The sequence below is a fragment of the Streptomyces sp. NPDC002851 genome (genome assembly GCF_053591935.1).
The window spans coordinates 15,697-33,831 of sequence record NZ_JBSFUT010000061.1; the positions used below are offsets into that span (position 1 = coordinate 15,697).

Annotated in this window: 14 protein-coding genes, 1 pseudogene and 1 riboswitch; of the genes and pseudogenes, 1 reads left to right on the forward strand and 14 read right to left on the reverse strand. The window is 71.5% G+C overall.

All coding sequences use genetic code 11. The features are described from left to right. Positions 1-270: 270 nt before the first annotated feature. The 4 genes from ACWD10_RS36600 to ACWD10_RS36615 form a co-directional block, all read right to left on the reverse strand. The gene (locus ACWD10_RS36600) at positions 271-1,470 is read right to left on the reverse strand and encodes an MBL fold metallo-hydrolase (RefSeq protein ID WP_451098028.1); all 1,200 of its coding nucleotides are present in this window, start codon (positions 1,468-1,470) and stop codon (positions 271-273) included. Between the two features lie 86 nt (positions 1,471-1,556). Continuing rightward, positions 1,557-2,003 (reverse strand): PPOX class F420-dependent oxidoreductase, encoded by a 447-nt coding sequence (locus ACWD10_RS36605; protein WP_451098029.1) that lies wholly within the window; start codon positions 2,001-2,003, stop codon positions 1,557-1,559. 68 nt (positions 2,004-2,071) lie between these two features. Continuing rightward, positions 2,072-2,908, reverse strand: coding sequence for an SGNH/GDSL hydrolase family protein (locus ACWD10_RS36610; protein WP_451098030.1), 837 nt, complete (start codon positions 2,906-2,908; stop codon positions 2,072-2,074). A gap of 190 nt (positions 2,909-3,098) precedes the next feature. After that, the gene (locus ACWD10_RS36615; protein ID WP_451098031.1) at positions 3,099-4,013 is read right to left on the reverse strand and encodes a M23 family metallopeptidase; all 915 of its coding nucleotides are present in this window, start codon (positions 4,011-4,013) and stop codon (positions 3,099-3,101) included. Positions 4,014-4,017: 4 nt separating this feature from the next. Then, positions 4,018-4,186: riboswitch (cyclic di-AMP (ydaO/yuaA leader) on the reverse strand. Positions 4,187-4,687: 501 nt separating this feature from the next. Here ACWD10_RS36615 and ACWD10_RS36620 point away from each other — a divergent pair. After that, the gene (locus ACWD10_RS36620) at positions 4,688-5,482 is read left to right on the forward strand and encodes a tyrosine-protein phosphatase (RefSeq protein WP_451098032.1); all 795 of its coding nucleotides are present in this window, start codon (positions 4,688-4,690) and stop codon (positions 5,480-5,482) included. A 445-nt stretch (positions 5,483-5,927) separates the two neighbouring features. Here the strand turns inward: ACWD10_RS36620 and ACWD10_RS36625 are convergent, their stop codons facing one another. The 10 genes and pseudogenes from ACWD10_RS36625 to ACWD10_RS36670 form a co-directional block, all read right to left on the reverse strand. After that, positions 5,928-7,364 (reverse strand): aspartate aminotransferase family protein, encoded by a 1,437-nt coding sequence (locus tag ACWD10_RS36625; RefSeq protein WP_451098033.1) that lies wholly within the window; start codon positions 7,362-7,364, stop codon positions 5,928-5,930. Continuing rightward, on the reverse strand, positions 7,361-9,286 hold the full coding sequence (dxs, locus tag ACWD10_RS36630; RefSeq protein ID WP_451098034.1) for a 1-deoxy-D-xylulose-5-phosphate synthase: 1,926 nt from the start codon (positions 9,284-9,286) through the stop codon (positions 7,361-7,363). Before dxs ends, ACWD10_RS36625 begins: the two co-directional genes overlap by 4 nt. Positions 9,287-9,320: 34 nt before the next feature. After that, positions 9,321-10,343, reverse strand: coding sequence for an adenosyl-hopene transferase HpnH (gene hpnH / locus ACWD10_RS36635; protein ID WP_451098035.1), 1,023 nt, complete (start codon positions 10,341-10,343; stop codon positions 9,321-9,323). A 7-nt stretch (positions 10,344-10,350) separates the two neighbouring features. Further along, entirely contained in the window at positions 10,351-11,031 is a 681-nt protein-coding gene (locus tag ACWD10_RS36640) for a phosphorylase family protein (RefSeq protein ID WP_451098036.1), read from the reverse strand. Beyond that, entirely contained in the window at positions 11,031-12,998 is a 1,968-nt protein-coding gene (gene shc / locus ACWD10_RS36645; RefSeq protein WP_451098037.1) for a squalene--hopene cyclase, read from the reverse strand. The genes ACWD10_RS36640 and shc overlap by 1 nt, the downstream gene beginning before the upstream one ends. A gap of 139 nt (positions 12,999-13,137) precedes the next feature. Continuing rightward, positions 13,138-14,253 (reverse strand): polyprenyl synthetase family protein, encoded by a 1,116-nt coding sequence (locus ACWD10_RS36650; RefSeq protein WP_451098038.1) that lies wholly within the window; start codon positions 14,251-14,253, stop codon positions 13,138-13,140. Next, a complete protein-coding gene (gene hpnE, locus ACWD10_RS36655) occupies positions 14,250-15,638 on the reverse strand; it encodes a hydroxysqualene dehydroxylase HpnE (RefSeq protein ID WP_451098039.1) in 1,389 nt (462 codons plus the stop codon). Before hpnE ends, ACWD10_RS36650 begins: the two co-directional genes overlap by 4 nt. A gap of 115 nt (positions 15,639-15,753) precedes the next feature. After that, positions 15,754-16,662: a presqualene diphosphate synthase HpnD gene (gene hpnD, locus ACWD10_RS36660; protein WP_451098043.1), complete on the reverse strand. Its 909-nt coding sequence runs from the start codon at positions 16,660-16,662 to the stop codon at positions 15,754-15,756. 50 nt (positions 16,663-16,712) lie between these two features. Then, positions 16,713-17,627, reverse strand: a complete 915-nt coding sequence (gene hpnC, locus ACWD10_RS36665; RefSeq protein ID WP_451098040.1) for a squalene synthase HpnC — start codon at positions 17,625-17,627, stop codon at positions 16,713-16,715. 319 nt (positions 17,628-17,946) lie between these two features. After that, positions 17,947-18,135, reverse strand: a pseudogene (locus ACWD10_RS36670) (ABC transporter ATP-binding protein); the annotation flags it as partial.

Genomic DNA, 18,135 nt, shown 5'->3' on the forward strand with positions numbered 1-18,135 from the left:
TTGCACCGCACGTGGATCGACGCGCACACACCGTAGTCGCGAACGCCTCATGTGCGAGAGGCAGTTGACAAACTCCAGCGAAGCTGTTCCGGCTCTGGCATGATGCCCCGCGCAAACGACCGAATCGCAGGTCAAACGCGTGTTCCCGTGGGGTGTCCGGTCTTGCGCAGCACGTTTTGCCCTGTCGGCTCGGTTGCCGTACCTGTGGGCTACGCCCGCTACCTGGGGGCTACGCCCCCAGACCCCCGGTCGCGCTGAACGCGCTCGTCCTCAAACGCCGGACGGGCTGAAAATGCGCCCCTCGCCCCCGCTGCTCTGCGCCGTATCAGTGCCGGTCGTGCCCGACGGCAGGCCCGGCGCCGACTCCCCCGCCACCCCACGCCACCACGCCTCCCGCGGCAGCGTCTCCGCGGTCGGCTCGAAGGGCTCCCCGGGGCGCGGCACCGCGACCGCGACCCCCGCCGCAGCGGCCGCGGCGAGCGTGCCCTCGCCGGGCTCGGCCCACGGGTGCAGGGCGAGGTTGAAGGTGCCCCAGTGGATCGGCAGGAACGTGCCGTGCGGTCCGGCCTGAAGGTCGAGGTGGGCGTGGATGCCCTCTTCGGGGGTCATGTGTATGTCCGGCCAGTACTCGGTGTCGTACGCGCCGATCTGGATCATCGTGGCGTCGAACGGGCCGTGCTCGGCGCCGATGTCCTTGAAGCCGGGGAAGTAGCCGGTGTCCCCGCTGTGGAAGATCCGGTGTTCGGGGCCCGCGACGGACCAGGAGGCCCACAGGGTGTGCTGCGGGTTGCGCAGGCCGCGGCCGCAGAAGTGCCGGGCCGGGGTCGCGGTCAGGGAGAGCCCGGCGATCTTGGTGCTCTCCTGCCAGTCCAGCTCGCGCAGCCGGTCCGCGGCCACGCCCCAGCGCTCCAGGTGGGCGCCGACGCCGAGCGGCACCGCGAAGACGGTGTCGCTGTCGGCGAGGGCCTTGATGGTGGGCATGTCCAGGTGGTCGTAGTGATCGTGCGAGATGACCACGGCGTCCACCGGGCCGAGCTCGGCGAGCGGCGCGGGCACGGGATGGAACCGCTTGGGTCCGGCGAACGGAAAGGGCGAGCAGCGCTCGCCCCACACCGGGTCGAAGAGCAGCCGTCGGCCGTCGATCTCGGCGAGCACACTGGAGTGCCCCATCCAGGTGAGCCGAAGCCCACTCGCTGACGGCCGGGCCAGGTCGGCGAGGGTCGTGGCGTGCAGGGGGACGACTCCGGCCGGGGCCCTGCGGGGGCGTTCGCGCCGGTCGAAGAACTGCTTGGCGAACTCGATCGTGGAGCCCTTCGGCCCGATCTCCGCCGCCACCGGGTTCTGGAACCGGCCGTGCGCGAACTGCGGTGACCTGCGGATCCGCGCGAGGCGTTCCCCGCTGGGCTCGGCGCCGAAGGATTCGGGCCGCAGCGAGCGGAGCCCGGAGCGTAGGGAACGGATGCCGGTCACGGAACCTCCTGCGGGACTGCGGTCGGAGCACCGAGTTCCTGTCGGAGCGCCGTGTTCATTATGGGCGGCGGGTGCGATCTCCACCCCTAGAGCGGGCCCTGGGGCTGCCCGTAGGCCCGCTCGACGTGGAGACGGAGGACAAGGCGCCGGTCGCGGACCATCGCCGCCCGGAAGTCGTCCCAGTCCGGATGCTCGCCGCCCTGCACGTCCCGGTAGAGGGTGATCAGCTCCTCCACGGTCGCGTCCCCGGGGTCCGCCGCCACGGGGGTGAGCTCGGCCGTGCCTTCGGCGACCGTCCACGCCCAGCGGTTGGTACTGGTCACGTGGTAGCTGGCGCGCGGGTCGTGGCGCAGGTTGCGGGTCTTGGCCCGGTCATCCGTGGTCGAGACCCGGAGAATGCGCTCGTCCGGGTAGTAGTGGTGCATCACATTGGACAGCTGGGGGCGCCCGTCCCGCTTCAGGGTGACGACCACCCCGCCGTTGTACTCCGAGAGCAGCCGCAGCAGGGCGTCCTGGTTCGCGTCATTTGCCATACCTGCTCAACGCGCGCACCGCGGCGACGATTCCACCGGATTCGGGAGAATCCACCGATTTCACCCGTTCAAGAGGCCTCTTCGAGCTGCTTCTTGAGGGCGTACGGGTCCCGGGCGCCCTTCGCCGCGACGTGATCGCCGGACGACTCGCCGCGCAGCCTGCGCCCGATCCATGGCACCAGGTACTCGCGGGCCCACTGGATGTCGTCACGCCGCACTTCGAGGGTGCCCCGCGGCTGCTGCGGCGGCCACGGCTGGTCCGGGTCGGCGGGCACCTCGAGGCCGAGCACCTGACCGGCACGGAGGGCGACGCGGGTGTGCCCCTCCGGGGAGAGGTGCAGGCGGTCGCCGTCCCAGGCCCGCCGGTCCTGCACGGACTTGAGGGACCACAGGTCGAGCACCGGGCACCGGTAGCGGTCCGCGATGGCCCGCAGATGCACGTTGTACGTGGCGATCTTGCCGCGCAGGTGCTTGAGCACGGGCACGCCGCGGGTGTCGAAGCCGGTGGCGATCAGGACGGTCCCGGCCGCCTCCGCGAGGTCGGCGACGGCCCGCTCGAACCGCTCCGCGACGTCGTCGGGGTCGGAGCCGGGCCGGATGATGTCGTTACCGCCGGCGCAGAGGCTCACCAGGTCGGGGGCGAGCCGCCGGGCCTGCGGGACCTGGTCGGCCACGATCTGGTCGAGCAGCTTGCCGCGCACGGCGAGGTTGGCGTACTGGAAGGTGTGCTCGGGGTGCCGGTCGGCGAGCAGTACGGCGAGGCGGTCCGCCCAGCCGACGAAGGCACCGTCGGGGCCGGGGTCGCCGACCCCCTCGGTGAAGCTGTCGCCGATCGCCGCGTACGACACGAACTGGCCCGGCCCGGTGGAGTCACTGCGGATGAAAGGAGTCGAATCGTCTGCCACGTCGGGACATCCTTCACCTTCGTACGTGACCTACGCCACCGTAATAAGCGGTCCCAGGGGGTTGACTACGGGTGAGATAGGCCACCGGTAAAGACTCCCCCAAGCGGGAATAGCGCAAAACGGGCGGACGGCACCGGAGTTCCGGTTCCGTCCGCCCGCAGAAAGAGCGCGTCCGCCCGCCGAAGGAGCGTCAGAGCGCGACGCCGTGCGACCGCAGGTAGGCCACCGGGTCGACGTCGGAGCCGTAGCCCGGGCCGGTGCGGACCTCGAAGTGCAGGTGCGGACCGGTGGAGTTGCCGGTGGAACCGGAGAGACCGATCTGCTGGCCGCCGCTGACGGTCTGTCCGCTGGAGACGTCCAGGGACGTCATGTGGGCGTACTGCGAGTAGTGCCCGTCGGCGTGCTGGACGACGACCTCGTTGCCGTACGAGCCGCTCCACCCGGCGGAGACGACGGTGCCGTCGCCGATGGACTTGATGGGCGTGCCGGTCGGGACGACGAAGTCCGTACCGGTGTGGTAGCCGCTGGACCACATGGCGCCCGCGGTGCGGTACGCGGTGGAGATCGGGCCCTCGACGGGGGCGGAGAAGCCACCGGCGGCGGGCGCGGCGGCGGCCGGAGAGGCCTCGTTGGCACCGGACTTGGCGTCGGCCTCGGGCTCGGCCTCGGCGGAGGTCTTGGCCTTGGGCTTGCTCTCGGGCTTGGGCTTGCTCTCGGGCTTGGGCTTGCTCTCGGGCCTGGCGTCGGCCTTCGCGGGCGCGTCGAGCGTCAGCTTCATGCCGGGATGAATCAGCGCCGGGTCGTCGCCGACGACCTTGCGGTTCTCCTTGTAGAGCTGCTTCCAACCGCCTTCGACGTTCTTCTCGTCGGCGATCTTGGCAAGGTAGTCCCCGGCCACCACGGTGTACTTGGCGGGGGCCTTCTGCGCGGCGGCGGGGGCGGACTGGACGGCGGACGGCGCGGCGGGGGCCGCGGCCGGGGCGGCGGCGTGCGCGGTGGCGCCGAACAGCGGCAGCGCGAGCGCTGCGCCACCCGTACCCGCGGCGGCGAAACCGCGGCCTATCCGCAGGGACTTGGGACGGCGGTGCTTACCCTTCGCGGGCATGACGAATTCCTCTCCGGCGCCTGCGAGGTGAGCTGTCGGGTTCGGGCTGGAGTTGCCCGGCCGCGTAGTCGGAACCACGCGACTTCACCCCAAGCCGCTCCGGGCGGACCGGAAACGGCGTCTTACCGATGGGTCCCCCGCTCCTGCCGTGCACGGGTGGGTGTGGGGAAATCCGGACGGCGGCAGGATTGGGCGTCCGCCCGGACGTCGGCGACCGTAATCGAGCAATGAGCGCGGCCACAAGCAATCAATTCCCCCGCCGCAGAACGCCGGTGATCCTTTCCCGGAATTGCGGTCACACTCCGTGGAGAAATGCGCTTTACCAACGCCATACCCGGGGAATTCCGCCCGCGAAGATCGCCACGCACCGTCACCTTTATGACCCTGCTCACGCGACAGGGCCACAGCCCCTTATTCCAGGGCCAGTTGGCGCTAATACTGCTAATCCGCATAGACGAGACGAAGCATTCGAATCGGGCATACAGCTCACAGTGCGACACAAGCGGGCGTAAGCCCGGATGGCCGTGCGGGCATCCGGCGGCCCATCTCACGCCGCACAGCCGTGGATTACCGTAGGAATCCATGTCGTATGGTCAAGGGCGCGCGCCCTTCGCGGGCGCGACCGCGCACCCCAGCCGACGAACGCCGTCGGCGAACGACCGGGAGGAGCCCCCGTGACGCAGCAGGTCCCGTCGACAGAGCCCGAGCTGACCGGGGTGCGCAACTTCCGTGACGTGGGCGGACTGCCGACCGTGGACGGCCGTCGGGTACGGGTGGGTCGGCTCTTCCGCAGCGGCCATCTGGCACACGCCACCGCCGAGGACGCGGCGTTCCTCACCTCGCTCGGCCTGCACACCATCTTCGACTTCCGTAACTCCGCCGACCAGAAGCTCGAAGGGCCGGACGTCGAACTCCCCGGCGTACGCAATGTGAACCTGCCGCTCTCCGACCCGGCCGACGGCGCCGAGTTCTGGAAGATGGTCCGCGACGGCAATATGTCCGAGTTGCGCGTTGCGCTCGCCGACGGCAAGGCGGCCGGACGGATGACCGCCTCGTACCGCGCGATCATCACCCACCGCACCACCGAGCACAGCCAGGTCCTGCGCGCGCTCGCCGAGGACAGCGTCCCGGCCCTGATGCACTGCGCGGCCGGTAAGGACCGGGCCGGTCTGTCGATCGCCGTGACCCTGCTCGCGGTCGGCGTGGAGCGCGACGCCATCGAGGCCGACTACCTGGAGTCCAACGCGGCCCACCGCCGCTACAAGATGCACCGCGGCAACCCCAATGAGGCCATGCCCGAGGAGGCCGCGGAGCTGCTCCGGCCGATGTTCGACGCCCGCGCCGAGTACCTGAGGGCGGGCTTCGGCGCGATCGAGGAGAACTGGGGCAGCGTCGAGCGGTATCTCGCCGAGGGCCTCGGCCTCACGCCCGAGCTACGCGAGCGGCTCCGCGCGAACCTGCTCGACTGATCTTCCGGATCACGTATCCGCACCGTCGGCCGGCTGACCGCTCCTGGGGGCTGCGCCCCCCAGACCCCGCTCCCTTGTCGCGCTGGACCAGGGGGTGGCGCGAAGCGCCTCGGTTGAGGGTGGTGCGGTGGACTGCGGGCGGGGCACGTGTTCCGCGTCCCCGAGGCGCAGCCACAGCCGCCCCTTGACCCGCAGGGCCTGCATGCCCCGGCCGGGGGCGCCCGCCTGGCGGTAGGTCCTTACGGATCTTCGTCCGACGGTGTCCTGCGGGTGGGGCATCAACTCAGCCCGTCCGGCGTTTGAGGACGAGCCCCGTTCAGGGGCGAAGGGGGGCGCTGGGGGCGCAGCCCCCTCACGCGGCGTTAGCCGCATATCGACACAGCCGGCAACCGAGCCGACGGCACGGGCCGTGATCCGTAAGACACGCTGGCTGCGCCGCCGTCCGCTACCGCTGCGCGACCGCCTGCTTCACCAGCGTCTTGCCGAAGTCCCACATCAGCGAGCCGCCGCCGTGCGCCTCGTCCATCACGGCGGTGAAGGCGGTCACGAAGCGGTCCACCTCCGGTTCCCCGATGATCAGCGGCGGGATCAGCTTGATGACCTCGAGGCGATCGCCGGAGACCTGGGTGAGGATCCGGTGCTTCTGCAGCAGCGGTACGACGACCATCTGCGCGAAGAGCCCCTTACGGGCCATTTGCAGCGTCGACCAGCGTCCGCGCAGCTTGAGCGAGTCGGGCCGCCCGAACTCGATGCCGACCATCAGGCCACGGCCGCGTACGTCATGGAGCAGTTCGTAGCGGTCGACGAGCGCGGCGAGCCGCGAGCGCAGCAGCTCCCCCGTCGCCCGCGCGTGCGCGACGAGCCGCTCGTCCTCGAGGACCGCGAGCACGGCGAGCCCGGCCGCCATGGCCTGGGCGTTGGCGCCGAAGCTCGCCGAGTGGACCAGGACGCGGTCCATGGACGAGTAGACCTTCTTGAAGATCCAGTCCTTGCCGAGCGTCGCGCCCACCGGCACATAGCCGCCCGACAGGGTCTTGGCGAGGCACACCAGGTCGGGCTCGACGCCGTCTGTGCCCTCTTCGTGTTGGTAGGCGTAGAAGTCGCCGGTACGGCCGAGCCCGGTCTGCACCTCGTCGGCGATGAGCAGCGCCTTGTGCCGGTGGAGGAGGTCCTGGGCGGCTCGCAGATAGCCGGGCGGCGCCGCGTGCACGCCCTTGCCCTGGATGGGCTCGACGATCAGGGCGGCGACGTCGCCACGCTTCAACTCCCGCGCCAGGGCGTCCAGATCACCCAGCGGTACGGCCGTGTCCGGGAGCAGCGGCGCGAAGCCGTCGCGGAAGCCCGCCTCGCCGTTGACCGACAGGGAACCGGTGGTCAGGCCGTGGAAGGCGTGCGCGCAGTAGAGGATCCGCGGCTTTCCGGCGGCGTACCGGGCGAACTTCAGGGCGGTCTCGACGGCCTCCGTGCCGCTGTTGCCGAAGAACACCCGGTCCAGGTGCGGGCTGTGCGCGAGCAGCTTCTCGGCGAGCAGGCCGGGCAGCGGCTGGCAGTCGAAGCGGGTGAGGTCGGCGAGCGAGGCGTCGAGGACGTCGTGCAGGGCCTTGCGTACGACGGGGTGATGGCGGCCGAGGCCCATCACGCCGAACCCGGCGAGCATGTCTAGGTAGTCGTTGCCGTCCGCGTCCCAGAAGTAGGCGCCCTCGGCGCGCTCGTAGACCTTGTCGAAGCCGAGGGTGTGCAGCATCCGGGGCAGCTGGTGGTTGAGGTGCCGGGCGTGCAGCTCGTACCGCTCGGCGCCACGCTCGGCGAGCAGCCTGCCGAGGTCGAAGCTCTGCGCGCCGCCACCGTGCGCGGCGTCGGGGCCGCCTGTGCCACCCGTCATCCGTCGTCCTCCTTACGTACCTGAGTGGCCGCACGCGCCAGGCTGGTCCCGCGCTCCAGCGTGGCCCCGATCCGCCCGGCGATCTCCACCGGGGTGAGTCCGAGATCGGCGAGCACCTCGCCGCGCTTGGCGTGCGGAAGGAACTGCTCGGGGATGCCGAAGGTGCGCAGCGGCACGTCCACGTCGGCGTCGCGCAGCGCCTGCCCGACCGCCGAACCCACCCCGGACGTACGGCTGTTGTCCTCGACGACGGCCACCAGGCGGTGTGCGGCGGCGAGCGCGGGCAGGGCCGGGTCGACGGGCTTGACCCAGCGGGGGTCGACGACGGTGCAGCCGAGGCCACGGGCGCGCAGCAGGTCGGCGGTCCGGAGGCAGACGGGCGCCATGACGCCGACGGCGACGAGCAGCACGTCGGCGGTCTCGTCGGTCTCGTCGCGGTCCAGGACGTCCATGCCGCCCGCCCGGTCGACGGCGGGGATGGCCGGGCCCACCGTCTCCTTGGGGTAGCGGAGCAGGGTGGGCGCGTCGTCGACGTCGACGGCCTCGCGGAGCTGGGCGCGCAGCTGGTCGGCGTCGCGGGGCGCGGCGATCCGCAGTCCGGGCACGACCTGGAGCACGGACAGGTCCCACATGCCGTTGTGTGAGGGCCCGTCGGTGCCGGTGACGCCGGCCCGGTCGAGGACGAAGGTGACGCCGCACTTGTGCAGGGCCACGTCCATGAGGAGCTGGTCGAAGGCGCGGTTGAGGAACGTCGCGTAGAGCGCCACGACCGGGTGCAGGCCGCCGGTGGCGAGCCCGGCCGCGGACACGGCCGCGTGCTGCTCGGCGATGCCGACGTCCCACACCCGGTCCGGGAAGCGCTCCGCGAACCGGGCCAGGCCCACCGGGTGCAGCATGGCCGCCGTGAGCGCCACGACGTCGGGCCGCTCCTGTCCGATCCGTACGATCTCGTCGCCGAAAACCGAGGTCCACGAAGGACCGCTGGACGGGGCGAGCGACTCGCAGGTGTGCGGATCCATCGCACCTACGGTGTGGAACCGGTCGGCCTCGTCGGCGAGCGCGGGCTCGTAGCCGCGGCCTTTCTCGGTGAGGCAGTGCACGAGCACCGGTCCGTGGAACCGTTTGGCGCGGCGCAGCGCCGACTCGACGGCCGCGATGTCGTGCCCGTCGATCGGCCCGACGTACTTCAGTCCCAGGTCCTCGAACATGCCCTGCGGCGCGACGGCGTCCTTGAGGCCCTTCTTGGCGCCGTGCAGCGATCCGTACAGCGGCTGTCCGACCACCGGGGTGCGCTGGAGGATGTCCTTGCCCCAGGCGAGCACCTTCTCGTAGCCGTCGGTGGTGCGCAGGGTGGCGAGGTGGTCGGCGAGGCCGCCGATGGTGGGGGCGTAGGAGCGCTCGTTGTCGTTGACGACGATGATCAGCGGGCGGTCCTTGGCGGCGGCGATGTTGTTGAGTGCCTCCCAGGCCATGCCGCCGGTGAGCGCGCCGTCCCCGATGACGGCGACGGCATGGCCACCGGTGCCGAGCACCTGGTGGGCCTTGGCGAGGCCGTCGGCCCAGCCGAGCGCGGTGGAGGCGTGGCTGTTCTCGACGATGTCGTGCTCGGACTCCTCGCGCGATGGATAGCCGGAAAGCCCGCCCTTGCCGCGCAGCTTGGAGAAGTCCTGCCGTCCGGTGAGGAGTTTGTGTACGTAGCTCTGGTGGCCGGTGTCCCAGACGAGCCGGTCGACGGGTGACTCGAAGGCCCGGTGCAGCGCGATGGTCAGCTCCACCACGCCCAGGTTCGGGCCGAGGTGGCCGCCGGTGCGGGCGACCGCCTGGATGAGGAACTCCCGGATGTCCGCGGCGAGTTCGTCGAGTTGCGGTTCGGTCAGTTGCTTCAGGTCGTGCGGTCCGCGGATGTTCTCCAGGATCGTCATGCCCTGGCCCCCTCTCACGTCGTACGTCGGTCCTTCAGCCACGGCCGCCCGCAGCGGTCGCCCCCATCGCGCGCAGCGACTCCTTGAGTGAACCCATGGTGGCGAGGACCGCCGTCGGCTCGTAACCGCAGTGGGCCATACAGTTGGCGCAGCGCGGGTCCTTGCCGCGGCCGTACGCGTCCCAGTCGGTCTCCTCGATCAGCTGGCGGTACGTCGGCACATAGCCGTCGCTCATCAGGTAGCAGGGCTTCTGCCAGCCGAAGAGCGAGTAGTTGGGGATCGCCCAGGCCGTGCACGGGAAGTCGACCTTGCCCTCGAGGAAGTCGAGGAAGAGCGGCGAGTGGTTGAGCCGCCAGCGCCGCCGGTTGCCGCCCGCGAAGGCCTTGCGGAACAGCTCCCGGGTCTGTTCCACGCCGAGGAAGTGGTCCTGGTCGGGCGCCTTTTCGTAGGCGTAGGCGGGCGAGAGCATCATTTCGTCGACCTTCAGGTCGTCGTTGAGGTAGTTGAGCACCTCGATGATGGTCTGGGGGGTGTCGGTGTTGAAGAACGTCGAGTTGGTGGTGGTCCTGAAGCCGCGCTGCTTGGCCTCCTTGATGGCCGCCACCGCCTCGTCGAACACGCCCTCCTTGGCAACGGACTCGTCGTGCCGCTCCCGCATGCCGTCGATGTGCACCGCGAACGCGAAATACGGCGAGGGCTTGAAGTTGTCCAGCTTCTTGCGCAGGAGCAGCGCATTGGTGCAGAGGAAGACGTACTTCTTCCTGGCGACCAACTGCCGTACGATCTCGTCGATCTGAGGGTGCATCAGGGGCTCGCCGCCGGCGATGGACACCATCGGCGCGCCGGACTCCAGAACGGCGCCGACGGCCTGCGCCACCGGCATCCGCTGCTTGAGCACGCCCGCGGGGTGCTGGATCTTGCCGCAGCCCTCGCACTTGAGGTTGCAGGCGTACAGCGGCTCCAACTCGACGATCAGCGGGAATTTGTCCCGCCTGCGGAGCTTCTGCTCGAAGAGATACGACGCCACCTTCAAGGACTGCCGAAGAGGCATGGCCATAACTCGCTCACCTCCTGGGGAGCAGCAAAGAACGGTGCCATTCATAGAAAGCCGGGAGAACCGCGCGAAGCACGCGGAAAGCCGATATTCCTCCGCGCACCGTACCGATCCGGACGAGCTCATGCTCAGGAGCGTCCACGACCACCCGTACGGCCGCAACCGGGCGGGCCCCCACCCGCACCGCACCGTCGAGCGTCGCCGCGGACTCCATGTCCACCGCGATCGACCCGGCGGCGAGCAGCTCGGCCCGCTCGGGCCCGCGGACGACGTGGTCGGAGCCGGTCAGCGGACCGGTGTGCACGGTCCGCCCGGGAACGGCCCGGACCAGCTCCTCGACCAGGAGCCCGGTGCTCCGGCAGCGGGTGGCACCGCCCGGCCCGCGGGTCTCCTCGGCGACCACCAGGTCACCGGGGTGCATCCCCGGGGCGAGGCCCGCGCAGAACCCGGTGGCGATCACCGCGGCGCCCGCGAGCGCCGGGTCGCCGAGCGCCCGGGTGACGGCGCGCTCGGCCGCCCGTGGGCCCATTCCGGTGCGCAGCACCGTGACCGGGCCGGTGGCGCCGGAACGGTCACCGATGCGCAGGGCCAGACCCTCGATGCGCAGCGCACAGGCGATGAGCAGCGGCCGCTCGGGTTCTGCTCCCGGGAACGGAACCGGCTGAACGGGCTCCTCGGCGGCGTCGGCCATCAGGCGCCCTCGTGCCCGGTCCCATGGACGTACCGTCCGAGCGCGGTCAGCGGGAAGACCTGCCGGTAGAGGTGGTAGTTGATGGAGAAGTCCCAGGGGAAGCCGGTGCCGGTGAAGTGCGGCTCGTCCCAGCTGCCGTCCGCGCGCTGGGTCTCGGCGAGCCAGGCGATGCCGCGCTCCACCGCCTTGGAGCTCCGCTCCCCCGCCGCGAGCAGCGCCATCAGGGCCCAGGCGGTCTGCGAGGCGGTGGACTCGCCGCGTGCCACCCAGGTCTTGTCGACGTAGGAGCGCAGGTCCTCGCCCCAGCCGCCGTCGTCGTTCTGCACCGACTCCAGCCAGCGCACCGCGCGCCGGATCGCCGGGTGCGAGCCGGGCAGGCCCGCGGCGACCAGGGCGGGCACCACGGACCCGGTGCCGTACAGATAGTTGACGCCCCAGCGCCCGAACCAGGAGCCGTCCGCCTCCTGCTCGGCGAGCAGCCACGCGATGCCGCGCCGAGCCCGCGGGTGGTGCGCCTTGCCCTCGTAGGCGAGCATCTCCACGACATGCGCGGTGACGTCGGCCGACGGCGGGTCGATGACCTCGCCGAAGTCGCAGAACGGCAGGCGGTTCGGGAACGGGCTGGTGTTGTCGACGTCGAAGGCGCCCCAGGCCCCGTTCTTCGACTGCATGCCCAGGTTCCAGATGACGCCGCGGCGCACCGCCGCGTCCACCTTCGCCGGGTCCGGGTGACGTACCCGGCGCAGCGCGAGCACCACCTCGGCGGTGTCGTCGATGTCCGGATAGTTGTCGTTGTGGAACTCGAACGCCCAGCCGCCCGGCGGCAGTTGGGGGCGGCGCACCGACCAGTCGCCGGGCCGGGTGATCTGCTCGGCGAGCATCCAGTCGGCGGCCTTGACGAGCTGCGGGTGGTCGGCGGGCAGCCCGGCGTCGGCGAGCGCGATGGTCGCCAGGCAGGTGTCCCAGACCGGGGACTGGCAGGCTTCGATCATCCGGGCGCCGTCCTCGCGCCACACCGCGAACCGGTCGAGGGACGCGATGCCCTCACGCAGGACGGGGTGGTCGAGGTCGTAGCCGAGCAGATGCAGCGCGATCACCGAGTACACGGCCGGGGGCTGGATGCCGCCCCAGCAGCCGTCGTTCTCCTGCCGCTCGATGATCCATTGCGCGGCGGAGCGCATCGCCATCTTCCGCAGGCCGGGCACGGCGACCTTGTGGTACGTGTGCAGCGCCTTGTCGAGCCGCTGGAACAGCCCGTCCCAACTCGCCAGCGGCGCAAGGGGCTTGTGCGGCCGTGGGTTACGGGCGTCGGTGTGCAGCTCGTCGAGCGGGAACGGGGCGGGCCGCACCGGGCGCTTGGCCGAGACGATGGTGAGCGGCACGATGGTCTGCCGCGCCCACTGGCCGAAGTCGTAGATGTTGAGCGGGAACCACTTCGGGAAGTAGATGAGCTCCGGCGGCAGCTCCGGCAGGTCGTCCCACTTCCACCAGCCGAACAGGGCCAGCCAGATGCGGGTGAACACGCGGCTCTCGGCGATACCGCCGTGCTCGCGGATCCACGCGGAGGCCCTCGCCATGTGCTCCGCGTCCGGCGCGTCCCCGGCCAGGCGCAGCGCGACGTACGCCTCGACGGTGGCGGAGAGTTCGCCGGGCCCGCCGTAGAAGGTGGCCCAGGCGCCGTCCTCCCGCTGCTCGCCGCGGATGAAGCGCGCGGCGGCGCGGCTGGTCCGCTCGTCCCGGATGCCGAGGAACTGACGGAGCAGCAGGTCCTCGGCGTCCATCGTCACATTGGTCTCGAGGTCGCCCTTCCACCACCCGGCGGCGTCCTGCCGTGCGAGCAGGAACTCGGTCGCCCGGCGCGTGGCCGCCTCGGCCGCGTCGAGAACGCCGGGCGTCGCTTCGCTACCGGTGGCCGAGGCAGCGCGGGGCGGCAGGGCTCCGGTGCTTCCATCGGTCGTCGCTGTCATGGCTTCCCCTTCGTGCAGTTCGGCTTTCTGCTGTGCTGGGGTCTGCCGTCGGCCGGCGGCCGGATAAGTGTGTTCGGGCCACCGGCCGGCGACTGCGCGTCATATGGAGCGGGTGAGGGCGATCATTTCTCTCGTACGGTCATCGCTGCCGAACGACCACGAAGTCGGCGAGGGCGACGAGCTGCGCCCTGACCTGCTCGGGCATGTCCACACGGTCCAGGGCCTGCACCGCGATGGTGTGCTGCCTGCGGGCTTCCTCGCTGGTCCAGGCGCGGCCACCGGCCTCCTCGATGAGGGCGGCGCGCATCGCGAACTCCTCCTCGGAGAAGTTCTCGAAGTCGGTGCTCTTGGCGTCGGCGGCGAGGAGTTCGGCGAGCCGCTCGGCGGCCGGGCCCTCGGCGGCGAGGGCGGCCACCACCGGCAGGGACTTCTTGCGCTGGCGCAGGTCGCTCCAGGTCTGCTTGCCGGTGGCCTCCGGGTCGCCCCAGATGCCGAGCAGGTCGTCCACGGCCTGGAAGGCGAGGCCCAGGTGGTAGCCGTACTCCTCGAGGGTGTCGGCGGTCCGGTCGTCGGCGCCGCCGAGGACCGCGCCGATGGAGACGGCGCAGGCGATCAGCGCGCCGGTCTTGTTGCCCTCCATCGTCAGGCACTCGTCGACACTGACCCGCTCGCGGTGCTCGTACGAGATGTCCTGCGCCTGACCGTCGATCAGCTTCCGCGTGGCGGTGGTCAGACGGCGCGTCGCGCGGCCCGCGTCGACGGTGCCGAGCTCGAGGAGCAGCTCGTTGGCGAGGGCGAAGAGGGCGTCGCCGACGAGGATGGCCTGGGCGGGGCCGTGCACCTTCCACACCGTGTCCCGGTGACGGCGCTGCTCGTCGCCGTCCATCAGGTCGTCGTGCAGCAGCGAGAAGTTGTGCACCAGCTCCACGGCGACCGCGCCGGGCACGCCCACCTCGGGCGCGGCCCCGGCGGCCTCGGCGGAGAGCAGCGCGAGCGCGGGGCGCACCGCCTTGCCGCTGTCCGCGGCGGAGGGGCGGCCCTCGGCGTCGATCCAGCCGAAGTGGTAGGCGGCCACGGTGTCCATGGGTGGCGCGAGCCGGTCCACGGCGGCGCGCAGCACCGGCATGGCCAGTGTCCTTCCGCGTTCCAGCAAGGCAGTCACAGCGGCGCTGCTGACTGGGCTGGCAGTCGATTCGGCCGAGGGCACTGGCGGCACGGTCTCTCCTCTAATTCCGGTCCTGGTGCTGCTGCTCATGCCGCCTCCTGGAACAGGTGGTGTCGGGGGCGGCCGAGGGCGGAGAGCGCCTCACGGGCAGCCGTGGTGCCGCTGCGCACGGCGCTCTCCATGGTCGCGGGCCAGCCGGTGGCCGTCCACGCGCCGGCCAGGTACAGGCCGGGTGCCTTGGTGCGGGCGCCGGGCCTGAGGCGGCCGACGCCGGGGGTGGGGGCGAACGTCGCGGTGCGCTCCCGGGTCACGAAGAAGTCCCGTACCCGCGCGCCGCGGGCGAGCGGCAGCAGGCGTTCCAGCTCGGGCAGATAGCGCTCGCGCAGCTCGGCCACGGGCGCGTCGATCTCGTCCTGCGCGGCGGACTGGGACAGCGCCAGATACTGGCCGCCGCCGTTCAGGCCGGACGCCTCGGTACGGTCGAAGACCCACTGCACGGGGGTGCCGAGCGCGGCGAAGAACGGCGCCCGCAGCACCTTGCGGTCGTACACGACATGGACGTTCACGATCGGCGCGGTGCCGATGCCGAGCAGGTCGTCGGGCTGGTCGACGGCACCGTCGGGCAGCAGGGCGTGCGCCTCGCGCTGCGGCACCGCGAGCACGACGGTGTCCGCGGTGAACCGCTCGTCCCCGACGGCGACCCGCCAACTCCCTTCCCTGGTGCGGGAGATGCCGGACACCCGGGTACGCGTCTCGGTGCGCACGCCCGCCCGGTCGAGGGCCTTGCGGGCGAGGGTGTCGTGCAGCTCGCCGAGCGGGACGCGGGCCCAGCCGATGTCGGCGGCGCCGGGTTCGGAAAGGAGACCGGTCTTGAAGACCATGGCGGCGAGGCCGAGCGAGGAGTCCCCCGCGACGGCGTTCAGGGTGGCGATGCCGACCAGGTCCCACAGCGCCTCGACGGCCCGCGGGGACTGGCCGCGCGCGGCCAGCCAGCTGCCGAAGTCCTGCCGGTCCAGGGCCGGATCGGCCGGGTCGAGGCCCTTGAGCGCGAGCGCCGCGCGGCCCACCTGGGCGCGTTCGCGCAGCGAGAGATGGGGGTACGTGCCGAGGCTCGCGGCCAGATGCAGCGGCACCGGAAGCGCGGTGCGCTTGAGCCGCCCGAGCCGCCGCCGCTCGGCATCGAGCACGGGCACGTCGAGCCGGTCCTGGAGCGGTGCGAGCGCGGCACCGCCGACCCGGTCGAGGAACCAGCGGTACGCCGTGCAGCACCGCAGATACACGTGCTGGCCGTTGTCCACGGTCAGCTCTCCGCGCCGGAAGGAGAAGGCGAGCCCGCCGAGCCGCGGCCGCCCTTCGAGCAGCGTGACGTCAAGCCCCGCGTCGGCGAGGTTGAGGGCGGCGGTCACCCCGGCGAGCCCACCACCGACGACGACGGCACGCGAACCGGCCCGCGGGTGGGCGACATTCCCGCTCATGGGCGCTCCCCTCCGGCTGCGGTACCCGATCCAGCCCGTCCGGCGTTCGAGGACGAGCGCGTGCGGCGCGATTGCCGAGCCCCGTCCGACCGTGCGCATCCGTGGTCCGTAAGAGTCACGCCCGCCTCCTGGCGATCTGCCGGGTGTCGAGTCCGGAGAGGCCGCGCACCGCGACGTACGCCTTTTCGCGGCCGGGCAGCGAGACACGGCCGCGCAGCACGGCCTCCGGCTCGCGCTCGATGCGGTCGAGAAGGCGACGGTAGATCCCGGCCATGGCGGCGACGCAGGCGCCGCTGCGCCGGTCGAGCATGGGAAGCAGCCGGTAGCCCTCGGCGAACAGCGAGCGGGCCCGGCGCACCTCGAAGTGCACGAGCCCCGCGAAGTCCGCGCCCACGGGCGGCTGCTCCCCGAAGAAACCGGCCGAGCAGCCGAACTTGGCGAGGTCGTCCGCGGGCAGGTAGGTGCGGCCGCCCTCGGCGTCCTCGCGTACGTCCCGCAGGATGTTGGTGAGCTGAAGCGCGAGGCCCAGCGTGTCGGCGTACTCCGGGGCGCGCTCGGCGCCGCGCGCGCCGGGCTCGGTGCCGAAGATGCCGAGCGAGAGCCGCCCGATGGCCCCGGCCACACAGCGGCAGTAGACCTTCAGGTCCTCCCAGGTCTCGTACGTCTCGCCGCGCACGTCCATCTGGACGCCGTCGATGAGCTCGTCCAGGCCGTCGAGCGGGATCGGGAAGTGGTCCGCGGCGTGTGCGAGGGCCACGGCGACGGGGTCGGTGTCGTCCTCGGCGACGGACCGGTCCCGCACCCGGCCGAGCAGCGCCCGGGTCTCCTCCAGGCGGTCCCGCTTGACCTGCGGGGCGAGGGCGCCGTCGCCGATGTCGTCGACCCGGCGCGAGAAGGCGTACAGGGCGGACATGGCGCGCCGCTTGGGCGCCGGAAGGAGCCTGATGCCGTACGCGAAGTTCCGGGCCTGCTGCCCGGTGACCGCCTCGCAGTAGCTGTACGCGGCGACGACCGGCGCGGACATCCGCGGGCCCTGCTCGATTCCTGTCGATCTCATCGGACTCATCGGACGGCTCACCCCTCTCCTCGCAGAGTCGCGCCCACTTCGCGCAGCAACCCGAGCTTGGTGGGCCTGGGCGGTCCTGGAAGTACGTCGTGCCCCGCCGCGTCGATCGCGCGCAGCGCCGCGCGCCCTCCGCCCACGAATCCGGCGAGCAGCAGTCTGAGCCTGCCGTGCACGCTGGCCACCAGGGCGGTGCCCTCGTTCAGCAGATTCCGGGTGCGTTCGACCTCGTACGCGACCAGGGCGCGCGCCGATGCGCCGGCGGACGCGGCGGCGAGGTCGGACTCCCGCACCCCGAAGCGCTTCATGTCCTCGGCGGGCAGATAGATCCGGTCGCGGGCCAGGTCCTCGGCGACGTCCTGCAGATGCTCGACGATCTGTAGCGCGGTGCAGACGGCGTCGGAGCGGCGCACCCGCTCGGGGCTCTCGGTCCCGGTCACGGCCAGGACCAGGCGGCCGACGGGGTTGGCGGAGAGCTCGCAGTACGCCAGGAGATCGTCGTACGTCTCGTAGCGGCCGACGAACTGGTCCTGGCGGTTGGCCTCGATCAGGCCGAGGAACGGCTCGGGGGTCAGGCCGCACCGGCGCACGGTGGGCTGGAGGCGGCGGAGCAGCGGGTGGCCCGGGGTGCCGTCGAAGACGCGTCGCAGGTCGGCCTCGAACGCGTCGAGCAGCGCGAGCGGGTCGACGCCATCGGCGTCGGCGGCCGGGTCGAGGCCGAGGAGGCGGGCGTCGGCGCCGCCGGGCGCAAGGTCGCCGTCGCCGATGTCGTCGACCAGGCGGGCGTAGCCGTAGATCGCCATCAGGTCGGTGCGCCAGGCGCGGGGCAGAAAGAACGGGGCCACCGGGAAGTTCTCGTGTGCAGCCTTGTCGAGGGTCGCGCGCGCCGGGTCCGCGCCGGGGATTCCCCTGTGGACGGCGGTCACTGTGCGCTGCCCGCTGCGGGGACGGCGAGAGACCTGCGGAGCTGGGAGCTTTCCGTCGCCATTGCCGTCACATCTCCCGTTCTACACTGCGGACCGAATACACCCTATTTCGGACACGCCGCCGACCGCTCCAGCTTACGTTGTACGGGCCCGGGCGGTTTGCCGGGTATTCCGCACACCACAACAAGGCGCCCATATGTGTCAACAGCATTTCGGCGCAAGGGAGTTCACCCCGGCCAGGGCGGGCTCGACGGAGCCCGCCCGGCGACGGCGGGGGAACGGAGGGTGAGAGGGGGACCCGGAGGCGGCGGTCAGGACGCTACTTGCCGGTGAACTTCTCGTACTCCTTGAGTACCTCGTCCGTGGGCCCGTCCATGCGGAGCTCGCCGCGCTCCAGCCACAGGACACGGTCGCAGGTGTCGCGGATGGACTTGTTGTTGTGGCTGACCAGGAAGACCGTGCCGGCCTCCTTGCGGAGCTCGCGGATGCGGGCCTCGGAGCGCTTCTG